Below are 15,203 nucleotides of genomic sequence, written 5' to 3'. Positions count from 1 at the left end.
AATGCGTCTCAGGAAGGTTAAATAATGCACGAAAAGAACATCGCCCTGCTTTGTGATGAAGCCGACCGACTTTTGCAACTGAACATTAATCTGCTCCGGCAAATGGTTGATGAACCGGATGTGTTATCTGACAGTAAGAACGAAAACAGACTGCTTTTTGATAAACAGAAAGCACTGAAAAGAATTGAGGAGTTGGAGGGCGAACAAATCAAAACCGCCCGCAGGGAGATGGTGCTGGCTGTTGTCGGCACGATGAAAGCAGGTAAATCAACTACCATCAACGCCATTGTGGGGCAGGAAATTCTGCCTAACCGTAACCGCCCCATGACCTCTGTACCGACGCTCATCCGCCACGTTCCCGGAAAAACTGAGCCGGTCCTCCATCTGGAACATATTCAGCCCGTCCGCAATTTATTAAGCACACTGCAACAAAAACTCGACACCCCGGCAGGACAGCAAGTCGCACAGACCCTGCAGCAAACCGGGGATACCTGCGAACTGCTGGATATTCTGGCAAATGATGGCTGGCTCAAAAATGAATACCACGGGGAGGAGGAAATCTTTACCGGACTGGCATCGTTAAACGATCTGGTTCGCCTTGCTGCGGCAATGGGGAGTGAGTTTCCTTTTGATGAATACGCAGAAGTGCAGAAACTGCCGGTGATCGACGTGGAATTCAGCCATCTGGTGGGGATGGATGCATGCCAGGGAACACTCACACTGCTGGATACCCCCGGCCCTAATGAGGCCGGACAACCGCAGATGGAAGTGATGATGCGGGATCAACTGCAGAAAGCCTCTGCGGTGCTGGCGGTGATGGATTACACCCAGATGAACTCAAAAGCGGATGAAGACGTCCGTAAAGAGCTTAATGCCATTGCTGACGTATCAGCCGGCCGCCTGTTTGTGCTGGTCAATAAATTTGATGAGAAAGACCGCAATGGCGATGGGGCAGATGCCGTACGCCAGAAAGTTCCGGCAATGCTGAACAGTGATGTGCTGCCCGCCTCCCGCGTTTATCCAGGCTCATCACGTCAGGCGTACCTGGCTAACCGTGCGCTTCATGAGTTACGGAAAAACGGAACCCTTCCTGTTGATGAAGCCTGGGTCGATGATTTTGTCAGGGAAGCCTTCGGTCGCATGAAAAAAGAATACGTCTGTAAAGACAGTGAAATGGCAACCGAAGGGGCGACAGACCTGTGGGAAGGTTCACTTATCGATCAACTGATAACGGAAGTCATACAGAGCTCCCATTCCAGAGCGGCGGCACTGGCGGTTGATTCTGCCGCCGCAAAACTGATGCAGAATGCGGAAAATGTCAGCGAATATCTGTCATTACGCCATCAGGGGCTACAGCAAAGCATTCAGTCACTGCAGTCGCATATCACCAGCCTGCTTGCGGATATCCGGGAAATCGCGGACTGTCAGGAGCAGGTGACCGCTGATGTCAGAATGGCCATGGAGGAGATCGATGCCAGAACCCGGGAATTACTCACGGGGGTCTGCACCTCACTGGAAGAGGAGCTGAATGACTATTTCAGAACCGGTAAACGCAAAGAACAGCAAATGCTGGAGGAAGAAGACGCAGAACAACGAAGGTCCCGGTCCGGATTATGGGGAATGATTTCTCAATGGTCCGGTATCAACTACCCGGGCCGGGAGGATTACAGGAAACGAGATTTTGCCCCGGACAGCCCCGAAATAAAATTCAGTGATCGCAGGGAAGCCCTTGAACTGATGACGCAAATCGAATCGACTGTGACCAGCCTGCACCGTGAAGCCGAAGCACAGTTCCGGCCTGAGCTGGAGAAAATCGTCAGGGGTATTGAAACAGGTTTTCGTGGTACGGCACTGTATGCCACAGAAAATATTGCCGGACGCATCAATTCCCGCCTGGAGGATGAAGGTTTCACTGTAAAAATCAGTTTTCCGGCAGTCAGCCAGTTACAGACCCGGCTCGCGGTAAAAACAAATCTGAGCGCGCTTATGGAGGAAAGAACGGAGACAGTAACCCGTCGCTGTCGACAGGATGGTGTCTGGGGTACGCTTTGTCGATGGGCAAACACCAGTGACTGGGGCTGGAAAGAGTACAGTGTGGATGTGAGCCGCAGCGTGATCAATATCAACAAGGTCAGAGAGGAAGTGATGTCACTGACCCGGGCATATTTCGGGGAGCTGCAGGCATCCATTGAGCATGATATTAACCAGCCCGTCCGCCAGGAAATCGATGCCTTTTTCTGCGCATTCAGGGAGAAAGTTGAACAGCTGCGTAACACGCTGATTCAGAGCTCTGAAGATCATAAACGCGATCAGCAGGCGCAGGAACGGCTTACCGGGCGACTTCAGGCATTAAATGAAAGGGTTCCTGAGCTCATTACTGACAGTAAGGCGCTGAGGGAAGAGCTGGAGACAATGCTGTGACTTCACCATTTATTCAACAAATTGCTGATAACCGGGTATGTCAGGTACTCACCTGTCTTCCTGAAAAATTTGTGGTTGATTTCGCAAACGGTATCGATGTTGCACAGGAGCATATCCGCACGGCCGGAGAGCGCACGTTCTTCCGGCGTTTAAAAGAGGGGCTGACAGGCGAAGGCGCTGCACGGCAGAATGCCATCAATGCTTCGCTTGCACAGGGCGTTGAGGCGTCCCTGCGCTGGCTGACGGAGCTGACAACGTCGCTTGCCACCACAAATTACGCAATTACCCGGGTAAACGACAGGGTTAGTTCACTGGTCAGTGATACTGCTAGGCTGGCGCATTATTCGGCTGACACGCGGGAGCAGTTACTCACCCTGGCCGATCAGGTTCACCAGAAACTGAATCATCTTGAAGAGAGACTCCACCGTGTTGACCAGGTTCAGCGGGCACAGTTACATCTTGAGCAGATATTCTCATGGTGGAGCGCCGGGCGATACGCGTCATTTTCTCCTGCCGGACGCTGTTATGTGGCACTTGAAGAACTCCGTTGGGGCGCGTTTGGTGATGTGATACGTCAGGGCGAAACAGGCCAGGTTAACCAGTTACTGGATATTCTCAGACATAAAGCATTAACGCAGATGGCACAGGAGAGTGGCGGTAGCGCAACAGTGCGTCTGAACACACTGGACTGGCTTGGTGGTCAGAGCCGGGAGCAGGCAGATAACGAATGGCATGAAGCGATTAACTGGCTGGGGGACTGGTGCAGTGAAGAGCGGCATCCGGTGATCTGGTCAACCACGCAGGCTGCAGAATACTTACCGGTTCGCATGCCCCGTCTCTGCTCTGCAGAACGTCTCTCTGAAAGTATGGTCGATGAAATATTTCAGAAGGGGGCTGCATGAGTACAGAAATGAAAACGGGGCTGGTGCTGTCCGGCGGCGGGGCGGTGGGCGCTTATCAGGCGGGAGTGGTTAAGGCACTGGCAGAGTGTGGGGCACAGATCAGTATGGTTTCAGGGGCCAGTATCGGGGCTCTCAATGGTGCCATTATCGCGGCTTCTCCCGATTTGTCAGAAGCTGCCGCACGCCTGGAGGCGCTCTGGGAGCATCTGGGGAATAATCAGGTGCTGTCGGTAAACCGATCGGTTTACTTTTCATTGCTGAAAAAATTGTTCCAGGCAATGAACCTCTGCCAGATCCCCGGACGTGCAGGAGTACTGCTTACGACGCTTTTTCGCCATATATCGACAATCAACGGGTTCGAAAATCTGATGACTCAGCCGTTGTTGTCAGATGGGCCCCTGACTGCGCTGATGGATCATTATCTTGATACTGATGCTCTGGCAGACGGGCTACCGTTGTATGTGTCGCTGTACCCCACAGAAGGAGGCATGCAGGATATTATTGACTGCATTCGTGCTGAACTGGGTGCCGGAACCACGAAAAACGCCGTTTTTCAGCATATCCAGAGTCTGCCCCGCGGACAGCAGAAAGAGGCTCTGCTTGCGTCAGCCGCACTGCCCCTGTTGTTCCGTCCCCGTGAAGTTCAGGGAAAAATGTACTGTGATGGTGGTATGGGCGGATGGCGAAATATGCAGGGAAATACTCCTGTAACGCCTCTGGTCGATGCCGGATGCAATATGGTGATTGTGACACATCTGAGTGACGGTTCTTTATGGGATCGCCAGGCTTTTCCGGACACCACAATCCTTGAGATCCGTCCCCGGAAAAGACTGAAACATGCAGGTGATGGTGGCAACAGTGGCGGTCTGCTCAGTTTCACATCGGCACATACCGACACCTGGCGTCAGCAGGGCTATGAAGACACGATGCTGGCGATGGAGCATATCCGGAAACCGCTGGCAGCACGTCAGGCACTGACCCGGTCAGAGGCGGTATTGCAGAAAAGCCTGGATATAACGGAAGAGGCAGATTTGGCACTGAGAAACGCGATGGCCCGGATTAAATAAAGACGCCCCAAAGAAACGCCACCGCCTGTGGTGGTGTTTTTCCTGTCTGGTGTTATTGAAAATATTTTCATATATATATTACCTGAGAGAAAGTTTTACCCCTCACCTGTCAATTCACTCACTGGAAATTTAATTATGAAATTACCTGTAAAGTTATTAATGAGCCTTATATCTCTGGTCAGCGTTATTGCACGTGCCGGGGAATATAAAAATTACAGCCGGGATGAAATAAAATACTGGCGATATACATCATACAAGGGGGGGAAACTTCCGGAAGGTTTCACTGATGAGAAATTTTCCAGCGCCATTTACAACGGAAGAATATTTACAATGAAACGTTTACATACCCTTATGTTATTTCTGGCGGTTCTGTTCACGGGCTTTAACTTTAACGCAGAAGCGGCTAGTGTAAAACAAGCACTTAGCTGTAACCCGGAAGCCTGGGCTGAACAACCTGGTGCGTGTCCTGATATCAATACGCTCTATACCGACGACGCTACTTATAAAGCCGCAATCGATAAAGCGTTGAAACCTGTCGGACTAGACGGGTTATTCGGTAAAGATGGCGTGATGAATGGTCCTGGCGGCGATGTTATTCCCGTGCAAATCAACGGCAAAATCTGGCTTGAATCTACCGCTTGCAAAAGCAATGCTTGTGGTTGGGAATACATCACGACGCTTTATAACCCGCAGACCCATGTCGTGGTAGGTTACTATTACAACGTCGACCCAGGTTATCTAGTTTGGTTTGGTGATATCGGCGTTAATGAATTCGCTTATCTGGTTAAGAAATACGTAGCTACGGTTAACTAATTTAAGGAGTCTATCATGAAAACTTTTATCAAAACTTTACTCGTTGCTGTAACTATTCTGTTCTCTGTCTTCGCTACTGCGAAACAAGTAAAACTGCCAAATAACATCAAATACGTTAATACTACAGAAGCGTTTTCCTGTACCGAAATTGACGGTATGAATTGCCAGACAAAGAATCAGTTCAACTATAAAGATAACAGCTATGTTTTCGTGCTTGAACGTGGTGGTGCCTGGTGCTACGACTACACTGTCTCGGTAGTTAACCTGAAAACCGGGAAAGCACAAATGATTGAATACGGGGACAATCAACTGTGCTCAGGTAGCAACAAACCGTTCTTCGAAATCAAAAATGGCGTACCGACGGTAGGAGTCATCGACACATCCGGAAAACCTGTCGTTGTAGCCCAGGACAAACTTAAAATCTAAGGAGTAAACCATGCGTTTCTCTGCACATTATTAATATCAAAGGTAAATACAGCCCCAGCCATTGTTACCGGAAAGCCGCTTAATGCGTGGCTCGCCAGTGAAAGGCCTCTCAGACAATAAACCTTATTCATTTCACCCGTCAGGCCGCGTCTTCTCCGGGAGACGCGGCTTTTTTCATTTATTGCACCAGTAAATCTTAACCACCGATAAGGAGCAAAGTATGCGATTAGCAAGTCGTTTTGGTTATGCTGCAAACCAGATACGCCGTGACCGTCCGCTGACACATGAAGAACTGATACGCCATGTACCCAGTATTTTTGGGGAAGACCGGCACACCTCCCGCAGTGAACGGTATGCGTACATTCCCACCATTACCGTCCTGGAAAATCTGCAGCGGGAAGGCTTTCAGCCGTTCTTCGCCTGCCAGACCCGTGTGCGCGACCCGGGCCGCCGGGGATACACAAAACACATGCTGCGTCTGCGGCGGGCCGGAGAGATAAACGGAGAACATGTCCCTGAAATTATTCTGCTCAACTCTCATGACGGTACCTCCAGCTACCAGATGCTGCCGGGTTACTTCAGGTTCGTCTGCCAGAACGGATGCGTCTGTGGTCAGTCTCTGGGGGAAGTGCGTGTTCCACACCGGGGAGACGTAGTGGAGAAAGTTATCGAAGGGGCTTACGAGGTGGTGGGGGTTTTTGACCGGATTGAGGAGAAGCGTGATGCCATGCAGTCGCTGGTCCTGCCGCCACCGGCACGCCAGGCGCTGGCACAGGCGGCACTGACTTACCGTTATGGTGATGAATATCAGCCCGTCACCACTGCTGACATTCTGACACCGCGACGCCGGGAGGATTACGGTAAGGACCTGTGGAGTGCTTATCAGACCATCCAGGAGAATATGCTGAAAGGCGGGATTTCCGGTCGCAGTGCCAGAGGAAAACGTATCCATACCCGTGCCATTCACAGCATCGACACAGACATTAAGCTCAATCGCGCATTGTGGGTGATGGCAGAAACACTGCTGAAGAGTATGCGCTGATGCCTTTTCCCTGAAAGCGCAGTTCTGACTCATGTCCGTCCCTGCCCCGCGACTTCTTCCATTCATTTACTTTTTATAAGGAATAATCTCATGACAACCGTTTTGCATAATTCCACCACACCTTCTGTTTCCGTAACCGCTGTATCAGAGAATAACCCGCCTCAACTGGTTGCCACCCTCGTCCCTGATGAACAGCGCATCAGCTTCTGGCCGCAGCATTTTGGCCTCATTCCACAGTGGGTGACCCTGGAGCCCCGTGTCTTCGGCTGGATGGATCGTCTGTGCGAAGACTACTGTGGTGGTATCTGGAATCTGTACACCCTGAACAACGGCGGGGCATTTATGGCACCCGAACCGGATGACGATGATGACGAAACATGGGTACTGTTCAGTGCCATGAACGGTAACCGCGCTGAAATGAGCCCGGAAGCCGCCGGCATTGCTGCCTGTCTGATGACGTACAGCCATCATGCCTGTCGTACGGAGTGTTATGCCATGACGGTCCATTATTACCGGCTGCGGGATTACGCCCTGCAGCATCCGGAATGCAACGCCATTATGCGCATCATTGACTGAAAGGGGCCGGAACAATGCAACAGCTTTCCTTTCTGCCCGGAGAGATGACGCCCGGCGAGCGCAGCCTCATTCAGCGGGCCCTGAAAACCCTGGACCGCCATCTTCATGAACCCGGCGTGGCCTTCACCTCCACGCATGCGGCACGGGAGTGGCTGATTCTGAACATGGCGGGACTGGAGCGGGAAGAGTTCCGGGTGCTGTATCTGAACAACCAGAATCAGCTGATTGCCGGTGAAACCCTCTTCACCGGCACCATCAACCGCACGGAAGTCCATCCCCGGGAAGTGATTAAACGTGCCCTGTACCACAATGCCGCTGCCGTGGTGCTGGCACACAATCACCCGTCCGGTGAAGTCACACCCAGCAAGGCAGACCGCCTTATCACGGAACGTCTGGTACAGGCACTGGGCCTGGTGGATATCCGGGTACCGGACCATCTGATAGTCGGTGGCAGCCAGGTTTTCTCCTTTGCGGAACACGGTCTGCTTTAACCCGTCACCGTCACCACCACATCACACCTGTTTTCACTTTTATCTTCTGTCTTAAGAGGTATCACACCATGAAAATCATCACCCGTGGTGAAGCCATGCGTATTCACCAACAACATCCGGCATCCCGTCTTTTCCCGTTCTGTACCGGTAAGTACCGCTGGCACGGCAGCACTGAAGCGTATACCGGTCGTGAAGTGCAGGATATTCCCGGTGTGCTGGCCGTGTTTGCTGAACGTCGTAAGGACAGTTTTGGCCCGTATGTCCGGCTGATGAGCGTCACACTGAACTGAATCAGGGCATTCTGATGAGCAGAATTATCACCACCACCGTGTATACGCTGGATGAACTTTCCTGCCCGGCACGGGAAAAAGCCCGCGACGGGTACCGTCAGCATCATGCTGACAGCAACTGGTATGAAAACGTGTATGAAGACTTCAGGGAGGTCTGTGACATTTTCGGGATTAACCTCCGCCAGCGCGTTTTCCGGCTCAGCAACGGCAGGTTTATGGAAGAGCCGAGCATCTGGTTCAGCGGATTCTGCAGCCAGGGGGACGGAGCCTGTTTTGAAGGACGCTGGCACTGGCAGTCAGCAACAGCCAGGAGAATCCGGGAGTATGCCCCGCAGGACCGTGAGCTTCATCGTATCGCGGATGCCCTGCAGGCGGTGCAGAAGCGTAACTTCTGGCAACTGCAGGCTGAAATCCACCACCGGGGACGCTACTGCCATCCGTACAGCATGGATATCACCGTCACCCGGAACAGCCCTGTCAGTCAGGCAATGACAACCGATGCGGAAGCCGCGGTCAGCGAAGCCCTGCGCGACCTGGCCTTCTGGTTGTACCGTCAGCTGGAAAACGAGTACGACTGGCTGACCTCAGACGCCGCTGTGGATGAGGCCATTCACATCAATGCATATACCTTCACCGACGCCGGTCTGCGCGCCGGCTGACCTGTCATCGTTAAACCATTCTTAACCGATTTTCTGTGAGGATTTTATCGTGTCAGACACGTTCCATGAAACAAATTATCCCGACGACAACAACGACCGCCCCTGGTGGGGGCTACCCTGCACCGTGACGCCCTGTTTTGGTGCCCGTCTGGTACAGGAAGGCAACCGGTTGCATTACCTTGCCGACCGCGCCGGTATCAGAGGGCGGTTCAGCGACGCGGATTCGTACCACCTGGACCAGGCCTTTCCGCTGCTGATGAAACAACTGGAGCTCATGCTCACCAGCGGTGAACTGAATCCCCGCCATCAACATACCGTCACGCTGTATGCAAAAGGGCTGACCTGCGAAGCCGATACCCTCGGCAGTTGTGGCTACGTTTATATGGCTGTTTATCCGACGCCCGAAACGAAAAAGTAACTCTCCAGAATAACCTTCTGCTCCGGCCTGGTGCTTTCACCACGCCACTTTTCCATTTTTCATCTCTGCATTTCAGGAAAATCTTCAGTATGAAAACATTACCTGTATTACCCGGGCAGGCGGCCAGTTCACGCCCGTCTCCGGTTGAAATCTGGCAGACACTGCTCACCCGACTGCTGGATCAGCACTACGGCCTTACGCTGAATGACACACCGTTCGCTGATGAACGTGTGATTGAGCAGCATATTGAGGCAGGCATTTCACTGTGCGATGCGGTGAACTTTCTCGTTGAAAAATACGCACTGGTACGTACCGACCAGCCGGGATTCAGCGCCTGTACCCGTTCTCAGTTAATAAACAGTATTGATATCCTCCGGGCACGCCGGGCAACCGGCCTGATGACACGCGACAACTACAGAACGGTAAATAACATTACCCTGGGTAAGTATCAGGAGGCGAAACAATGAAACTGGCTCTGACGCTGGAAGCCGACAGCATTAACGCGCAGGCGCTGAACATGGGGCGCATTGTCGTTGACGTCGATGGTATTGAGCTCGCTGAACTGATTAACAAAGTCGCTGAAAACGGTTATTCACTCCGCGTGGTGAATGAACGTGACGCTACCGAAACACCGGCGACTTCTGCCAGCCCTCATCAGTTGCCGGAAGACAATACAGTGATACAGAGCGTGATGCCATTAACCACTGAAACAGCGCTGGATATCCTCATTGCGTGGCTGCAGGACAATATCGACTGCGAATCGGGAATTATCTTTGACAACGATGAGGATAAAACGGATTCGGCAGCACTGTTGCCCTGTATCGAACAGGCGCGACAGGATGTCCGTACCCTGCGCCAACTGCAGCTTCAGCACCAGAACCGGTGAGTCTCACTCATCATCTCACTCACCAGACTTCATTCCACTGACGCCAGCCTGAACACGGCTGGCGTTTTCATTTATCTGCAAAAAGGAATATCGATTATGTCAGGCATCACAATCGCCCGTCCGGAAGTGGTCAACGGGCATACGGACGTTATCTGCTCCACCTCAGTCAGCCACATTCTGGCTGTACGAAAGAGTACACTGCTGCAAATCGACACACTTATCCGGCAACTGGCTGAAATATCAGCAATGACAGAAAGTATTGGAGGTAAAACTGCTCTGGACTGGGCCATGAAACAGGATTTTCGCTGCGGTTGCTGGCTGATGGAGAAACCCGAAACAGCAATGAAAGCCATTACCCGGAATCTTGACCGCGAAATCTGGCGTGACCTGATGCAACGTTCCGGGATGCTGTCATTAATGGATGCGCAGGCCCGTGATACATGGTACCGGTCACTGGAATACGATAATTTTCCGGAAATCAGCGAAGCGAACATCCTGAGCACATTTGAACAACTGCACCAGAATAAGGATGAGGTGTTTGAGCGAGGGGTGATCAACGTCTTCAGAGGGCTGAACTGGAATTACAAAACCAATTGCCCCTGTAAATTTGGCAGTAAAATTATCGTCAACAATCTGGTGAGATGGGACCGGTGGGGATTTCATCTGAACAGCGGGCAACAGGCAGATCGACTTGCCGACCTGGAAAGAATGCTGTATCTGTTCAGCGGCAAACCGATCCCCGACAACCGGGAAAACATCACCATTCATCTGGATGACCACATCCAGTCTGTTCAGGGTAAAGAGGACTATGAAGATGAGATGTTCAGCATCAGATACTTTAAGAAGGGCTCCGCGCATATCACGTTCAGAAAACCAGAACTGGTTGACAGACTGAATGATATTATCGCAAAACACTATCCTGACATGCTGGCAGTATAGCTTTGCCAGTATGCTCAAAGATCGGAAATTGTCCGATAAGATATGATCGTGGGGCATATAAACCGGTTTCAGATGGCATACCCGATGGCATACTGTCCGGAAGGACAAATAAAAAAGCGCATGTTAAACAATAACATGCGCTTGTAATCTGGCGGTGAGGGGGGGATTCGAACCCCCGATACGTTGCCGTATACACACTTTCCAGGCGTGCTCCTTCAGCCACTCGGACACCTCACCAAATTGTCGTTCCTGTCTTGCTGGAACGGGCGCTAATTTAGGGAAATCACGACCTGAGGTCAACAAACTTTTTGAAAAAATCGCGCGTTTATTCAAACTTCAATCAATGTGTGGTTTTAATAAGCGAAATCTGCTTTTTTTGCCACCGACCACGGATTTGTTATGCTGGTGGCCTTTGTAGATCATAACGATAAGTGCGAATAAATTTCGCACAACGCTTTTCGGGAGTCAGTATGGATATCATCTTTTATCACCCAACGTTCGATACCCAATGGTGGATTGAGGCACTGCGCAAAGCTATTCCTCAGGCAAGAGTCAGAGCATGGAAAAGCGGAGATAATGACTCTGCTGATTATGCTTTAGTCTGGCATCCTCCTGTTGAAATGCTGGCAGGGCGCGATCTTAAAGCGGTGTTCGCACTCGGGGCCGGTGTTGATTCTATTTTGAGCAAGCTACAGGCACACCCTGAAATGCTGAACCCTTCTGTTCCACTTTTTCGCCTGGAAGATACCGGTATGGGCGAGCAAATGCAGGAATATGCTGTCAGTCAGGTGCTGCATTGGTTTCGACGTTTTGACGATTATCGCATCCAGCAAAATAGTTCGCATTGGCAACCGCTGCCTGAATATCATCGGGAAGATTTTACCATCGGCATTTTGGGCGCAGGCGTACTGGGCAGTAAAGTTGCTCAGAGTCTGCAAACCTGGCGCTTTCCGCTGCGTTGCTGGAGTCGAACCCTTAAATCGTGGCCTGGCGTGCAAAGCTTTTCCGGACGGGAAGAACTGTCTGCATTTCTGAGCCAATGTCGGGTATTGATTAATTTGTTACCGAATACCCCTGAAACCGTCGGCATTATTAATCAACAATTACTCGAAAAATTACCGGATGGCGCGTATCTCCTCAACCTGGCGCGTGGTGTTCATGTTGTGGAAGATGACCTGCTCGCGGCGCTGGATAGCGGCAAAGTTAAAGGCGCAATGTTGGATGTTTTTAATCGTGAACCCTTACCGCCTGAAAGTCCGCTCTGGCAACATCCACGCGTGACGATAACACCACATGTCGCCGCGATTACCCGTCCCGCTGAAGCTGTGGAGTACATTTCTCGCACCATTGCCCAGCTCGAAAAAGGGGAGAGGGTCTGCGGGCAAGTCGACCGCGCACGCGGCTACTAATAAAGCATCAGGATTCCTGCTATCCTTGGCGGGAATTGAATACAGGAGAGAGTTATGTATCCCGTCGACCTTCATATGCATACCGTTGCCAGCACACATGCATATAGCACATTGAGTGATTACATTGCCCAGGCCAAACAAAAGGGCATTAAACTTTTTGCGATCACCGATCATGGCCCGGATATGGAAGATGCTCCGCATCACTGGCACTTCATTAACATGCGTATCTGGCCGCGAGTGGTTGATGGGGTAGGGATCCTGCGCGGCATCGAAGCTAACATTAAAAATGTTGATGGTGAAATTGATTGCAGCGGTAAAATGTTTGACTCGCTGGATCTGATTATTGCCGGTTTTCATGAGCCGGTTTTTGCACCACATGACAAAGCGACCAATACACAAGCGATGATCGCCACTATCGCCAGCGGCAATGTGCATATAATAAGCCATCCCGGAAATCCCAAATATGAAATAGATGTGAAAGCCGTTGCTGAAGCAGCCGCGAAACATCAGGTGGCGCTGGAAATCAATAATTCTTCATTTTTACACTCACGTAAGGGCAGTGAAGACAACTGTCGTGCGGTAGCCGCAGCGGTACGTGATGCTGGAGGTTGGGTGGCATTAGGCTCGGATTCTCACACCGCGTTTACCATGGGGGAATTTGAAGAGTGTCTTAAAATCCTCGACGCGGTAGATTTTCCGCCAGAGCGCATTTTGAATGTTTCTCCGCGCCGCTTACTGAACTTCCTTGAATCTCGCGGTATGGCACCGATTGCGGAATTTGCAGACCTTTAATTACTAGTAATGGAAATATATTAATGAACGAGTTTTCTATCCTCTGTCGTGTGCTGGGTTCGCTCTATTACCGCCAACCGCAAGATCCTTTACTGGTGCCGCTGTTTACCCTGATTCGTGAGGGGAAACTGGCTGCGAACTGGCCACTGGAGCAGGATGAGTTACTGACGCGTTTACAGAAAAGCTGTGATATGGCGCAAGTCTCTGCCGATTACAATGCGTTGTTTATCGGCGATGAATGTGCCGTGCCGCCATATCGTAGCGCATGGGTTGAGGACGCAACGGAAGCGGAAGTGCGCGCTTTTCTTTCCGAACGAGGGATGCCACTGGCGGATACGCCAGCCGATCACATCGGCACATTGCTGCTTGCGGCTTCCTGGCTGGAAGATCAGTCAACGGAAGATGAGAGCGAAGCACTGGAAACACTGTTCAGTGAGTATCTGTTACCCTGGTGTGGTGCGTTCCTCGGCAAAGTGGAGGCCCATGCAACCACGCCTTTCTGGCGCACCATGGCACCGCTAACCCGTGATGCCATTAGTGCAATGTGGGACGAGCTGGAAGAAGATTCTGAAGAGTAAATGTGATCATCGTCACTCATAACTGCAACAGATAATTTGTTGTTGCATAAAATGTGTGCTCGATCTCATTCATGGCCGCGTTTTCTGCTATCATGCGCGGCATGAACATACTTCTCTCTATTGCAATCACAACAGGCATTCTCTCCGGTATCTGGGGATGGGTGGCTGTTTCCCTGGGCTTACTAAGCTGGGCAGGCTTCCTGGGCTGTACGGCCTACTTTGCCTGCCCGCAAGGTGGGCTGAAAGGGCTGGCGATCTCCGCTGCAACCCTGCTTAGTGGCGTGGTGTGGGCGATGGTCATTATTTACGGTAGTGCACTGGCACCACATCTGGAAATTCTCGGTTATGTCATAACCGGTATTGTCGCGTTTCTGATGTGTATTCAGGCCAAACAGCTGCTGCTTTCATTTGTTCCGGGGACGTTTATAGGCGCATGCGCGACGTTTGCCGGGCAGGGTGACTGGAAACTGGTGTTACCTTCGCTGGCGCTTGGGCTGGTATTTGGTTACGCAATGAAAAACAGCGGCCTGTGGCTGGCGGCGCGTAGTGCAAAGACGGCTCACCGTGAGCAGGAAATCAAAAATAAAGCGTGAGGGGCACTCACGCTTTCGCTTAAACAGTAAAATGCCGGATGATAATTCCGGCTTTTTTATCTGTCAGGATTCCGGTGGAACCGACATATGGCGGTATTTCACCAGAATGTCGTTCTGCCGTTCTGCTTTGTTCTGCAAATCCCACAGACCACGGTCGATACCATCATTAATCAGGAAAATGACCCCTGTTTCGATAGCCGACATCAGACACAGCATAACGGGTTCGTTTGAGGTGTAACCCACTTCCCCTTCCAGCAAGCGCTGGTAGTCAATAAAGCGGAAAACCCCGGCCTGAACTTCATAGGAAAGTATCGTCTTACTGGTGTTCACCGAGGAGAGGATCTCACCGGTACTCACATTGACGACGCGCAGGTTCACGGCAATCTGATCGAGCTGGTATTGCGTGTCTGCACCGATCCCAAAATATCTTGCCCCAACACCGCCCGATTTAACGTTGCTTTCATAACCGATAATCGAACCTTCAACCATAATATTTGCCGCCGTTAAAGATTGCAGCGGGATTCGGTTATTAATGGCAACCGTGCCGTTTTCTTGTGCCGCACGAATAATCTTGCGCTCGTTAAGCAGGTTTTGTAAGCCCTGGCGCTCCAGCGGTATAAACCAGCGAGAATCTTTCAATGCCGTGACCAGCATTGCCGTGGCGCTTTGCGGAACAGCAGTGGAGAAGTTACTTGCCGGGTAGGGTTTAAATTGCCCGGTTTCGTCCTGAATGTTGTATACCGAAACAAAGATCTTACCCGTCGGCGCTGGCAGATGGGTCAAATCTTTGTAGCTCTGAGCTCGAGGCATTAATGTCGGTCTGGCGGCTTCTTTAGGCGGGGCGGTTAAGCATCCGCTCAGTAACATGACGGCAACCAAAAGAAATAAGCGCTGCATGATT

Annotated in this window: 19 protein-coding genes, 1 tRNA gene and 1 pseudogene; 19 read left to right on the top strand and 2 right to left on the bottom strand. The window is 51.3% G+C overall.

The genetic code is table 11. The annotated features are described in order from the left end of the window. The first annotated feature begins 24 nt into the window (after positions 1-24). The 15 genes and pseudogenes from HGD79_RS06000 to HGD79_RS05930 all read left to right on the top strand — a co-directional run bounded on the left by HGD79_RS06000 (position 25) and on the right by HGD79_RS05930 (position 10,930). Positions 25-2,421, top strand: a complete 2,397-nt coding sequence (locus tag HGD79_RS06000; protein ID WP_059239980.1) for a dynamin family protein — start codon at positions 25-27, stop codon at positions 2,419-2,421. After that, positions 2,418-3,323: a diguanylate cyclase regulator RdcB family protein gene (locus HGD79_RS05995; RefSeq protein WP_048943270.1), complete on the top strand. Its 906-nt coding sequence runs from the start codon at positions 2,418-2,420 to the stop codon at positions 3,321-3,323. The genes HGD79_RS06000 and HGD79_RS05995 overlap by 4 nt, the downstream gene beginning before the upstream one ends. Further along, positions 3,320-4,390: a patatin-like phospholipase family protein gene (locus tag HGD79_RS05990; protein WP_059239982.1), complete on the top strand. Its 1,071-nt coding sequence runs from the start codon at positions 3,320-3,322 to the stop codon at positions 4,388-4,390. Before HGD79_RS05995 ends, HGD79_RS05990 begins: the two co-directional genes overlap by 4 nt. 135 nt (positions 4,391-4,525) lie before the next feature. Continuing rightward, entirely contained in the window at positions 4,526-5,203 is a 678-nt protein-coding gene (locus HGD79_RS05985; RefSeq protein ID WP_059239983.1) for a hypothetical protein, read from the top strand. A 15-nt stretch (positions 5,204-5,218) separates the two neighbouring features. Continuing rightward, a complete protein-coding gene (locus HGD79_RS05980; protein WP_000846713.1) occupies positions 5,219-5,629 on the top strand; it encodes a hypothetical protein in 411 nt (136 codons plus the stop codon). A 220-nt stretch (positions 5,630-5,849) separates the two neighbouring features. Beyond that, positions 5,850-6,671: a DUF932 domain-containing protein gene (locus HGD79_RS05975; RefSeq protein WP_106668205.1), complete on the top strand. Its 822-nt coding sequence runs from the start codon at positions 5,850-5,852 to the stop codon at positions 6,669-6,671. Between the two features lie 90 nt (positions 6,672-6,761). Continuing rightward, complete coding sequence (locus tag HGD79_RS05970; RefSeq protein ID WP_000214317.1) at positions 6,762-7,247, top strand: antirestriction protein; 486 nt, start codon at positions 6,762-6,764, stop codon at positions 7,245-7,247. A 14-nt stretch (positions 7,248-7,261) separates the two neighbouring features. After that, positions 7,262-7,738, top strand: a complete 477-nt coding sequence (locus tag HGD79_RS05965) for a RadC family protein (protein ID WP_001186747.1) — start codon at positions 7,262-7,264, stop codon at positions 7,736-7,738. A 68-nt stretch (positions 7,739-7,806) separates the two neighbouring features. Continuing rightward, on the top strand, positions 7,807-8,028 hold the full coding sequence (locus HGD79_RS05960; RefSeq protein WP_000692312.1) for a DUF987 domain-containing protein: 222 nt from the start codon (positions 7,807-7,809) through the stop codon (positions 8,026-8,028). Between the two features lie 14 nt (positions 8,029-8,042). After that, positions 8,043-8,687: an antitoxin of toxin-antitoxin stability system gene (locus HGD79_RS05955; protein WP_065304415.1), complete on the top strand. Its 645-nt coding sequence runs from the start codon at positions 8,043-8,045 to the stop codon at positions 8,685-8,687. Between the two features lie 49 nt (positions 8,688-8,736). Next, the gene (locus tag HGD79_RS05950; protein WP_001285390.1) at positions 8,737-9,105 is read left to right on the top strand and encodes a type IV toxin-antitoxin system YeeU family antitoxin; all 369 of its coding nucleotides are present in this window, start codon (positions 8,737-8,739) and stop codon (positions 9,103-9,105) included. An 89-nt stretch (positions 9,106-9,194) separates the two neighbouring features. Then, on the top strand, positions 9,195-9,572 hold the full coding sequence (cbtA, locus tag HGD79_RS05945) for a type IV toxin-antitoxin system cytoskeleton-binding toxin CbtA (protein ID WP_065304416.1): 378 nt from the start codon (positions 9,195-9,197) through the stop codon (positions 9,570-9,572). Beyond that, positions 9,569-9,718 (top strand): annotated as a pseudogene (locus HGD79_RS05940) (DUF5983 family protein); the annotation flags it as partial. The gene cbtA and the pseudogene HGD79_RS05940, both read left to right, overlap by 4 nt. Positions 9,719-9,793: 75 nt before the next feature. Then, entirely contained in the window at positions 9,794-9,991 is a 198-nt protein-coding gene (locus tag HGD79_RS05935; RefSeq protein ID WP_086598277.1) for a DUF957 domain-containing protein, read from the top strand. 96 nt (positions 9,992-10,087) lie between these two features. Then, on the top strand, positions 10,088-10,930 hold the full coding sequence (locus HGD79_RS05930) for a DUF4942 domain-containing protein (RefSeq protein ID WP_065304417.1): 843 nt from the start codon (positions 10,088-10,090) through the stop codon (positions 10,928-10,930). 149 nt (positions 10,931-11,079) lie between these two features. Here the strand turns inward: HGD79_RS05930 and HGD79_RS05925 are convergent. Then, positions 11,080-11,167, bottom strand: a tRNA-Ser gene (locus tag HGD79_RS05925). 233 nt (positions 11,168-11,400) lie between these two features. Between HGD79_RS05925 and ghrA the strand changes: the two genes are divergently transcribed. From ghrA to HGD79_RS05905, 4 genes are all read left to right on the top strand, one after another. Continuing rightward, positions 11,401-12,339: a glyoxylate/hydroxypyruvate reductase GhrA gene (ghrA, locus tag HGD79_RS05920; RefSeq protein ID WP_096147332.1), complete on the top strand. Its 939-nt coding sequence runs from the start codon at positions 11,401-11,403 to the stop codon at positions 12,337-12,339. Between the two features lie 54 nt (positions 12,340-12,393). Continuing rightward, on the top strand, positions 12,394-13,131 hold the full coding sequence (ycdX, locus tag HGD79_RS05915) for a zinc-binding phosphatase (protein ID WP_000283664.1): 738 nt from the start codon (positions 12,394-12,396) through the stop codon (positions 13,129-13,131). A gap of 23 nt (positions 13,132-13,154) precedes the next feature. Further along, positions 13,155-13,709: a molecular chaperone YcdY gene (gene ycdY / locus HGD79_RS05910; RefSeq protein WP_001001902.1), complete on the top strand. Its 555-nt coding sequence runs from the start codon at positions 13,155-13,157 to the stop codon at positions 13,707-13,709. A 101-nt stretch (positions 13,710-13,810) separates the two neighbouring features. Then, positions 13,811-14,302, top strand: a complete 492-nt coding sequence (locus tag HGD79_RS05905; protein WP_001297187.1) for a DUF1097 domain-containing protein — start codon at positions 13,811-13,813, stop codon at positions 14,300-14,302. Positions 14,303-14,365: 63 nt separating this feature from the next. On the opposite strand, the gene csgG is transcribed toward HGD79_RS05905, so the two are convergent. After that, complete coding sequence (gene csgG, locus HGD79_RS05900; RefSeq protein WP_001189321.1) at positions 14,366-15,199, bottom strand: curli production assembly/transport protein CsgG; 834 nt, start codon at positions 15,197-15,199, stop codon at positions 14,366-14,368. Positions 15,200-15,203 lie beyond the last annotated feature (4 nt).

This window comes from Escherichia sp. SCLE84, assembly GCF_012584495.1.
Lineage (GTDB): Bacteria > Pseudomonadota > Gammaproteobacteria > Enterobacterales > Enterobacteriaceae > ECMA0423.
The sequence above is the reverse complement of the archived record's forward strand: the minus strand, read 5'-3'. Positions and strand labels throughout refer to the sequence as shown.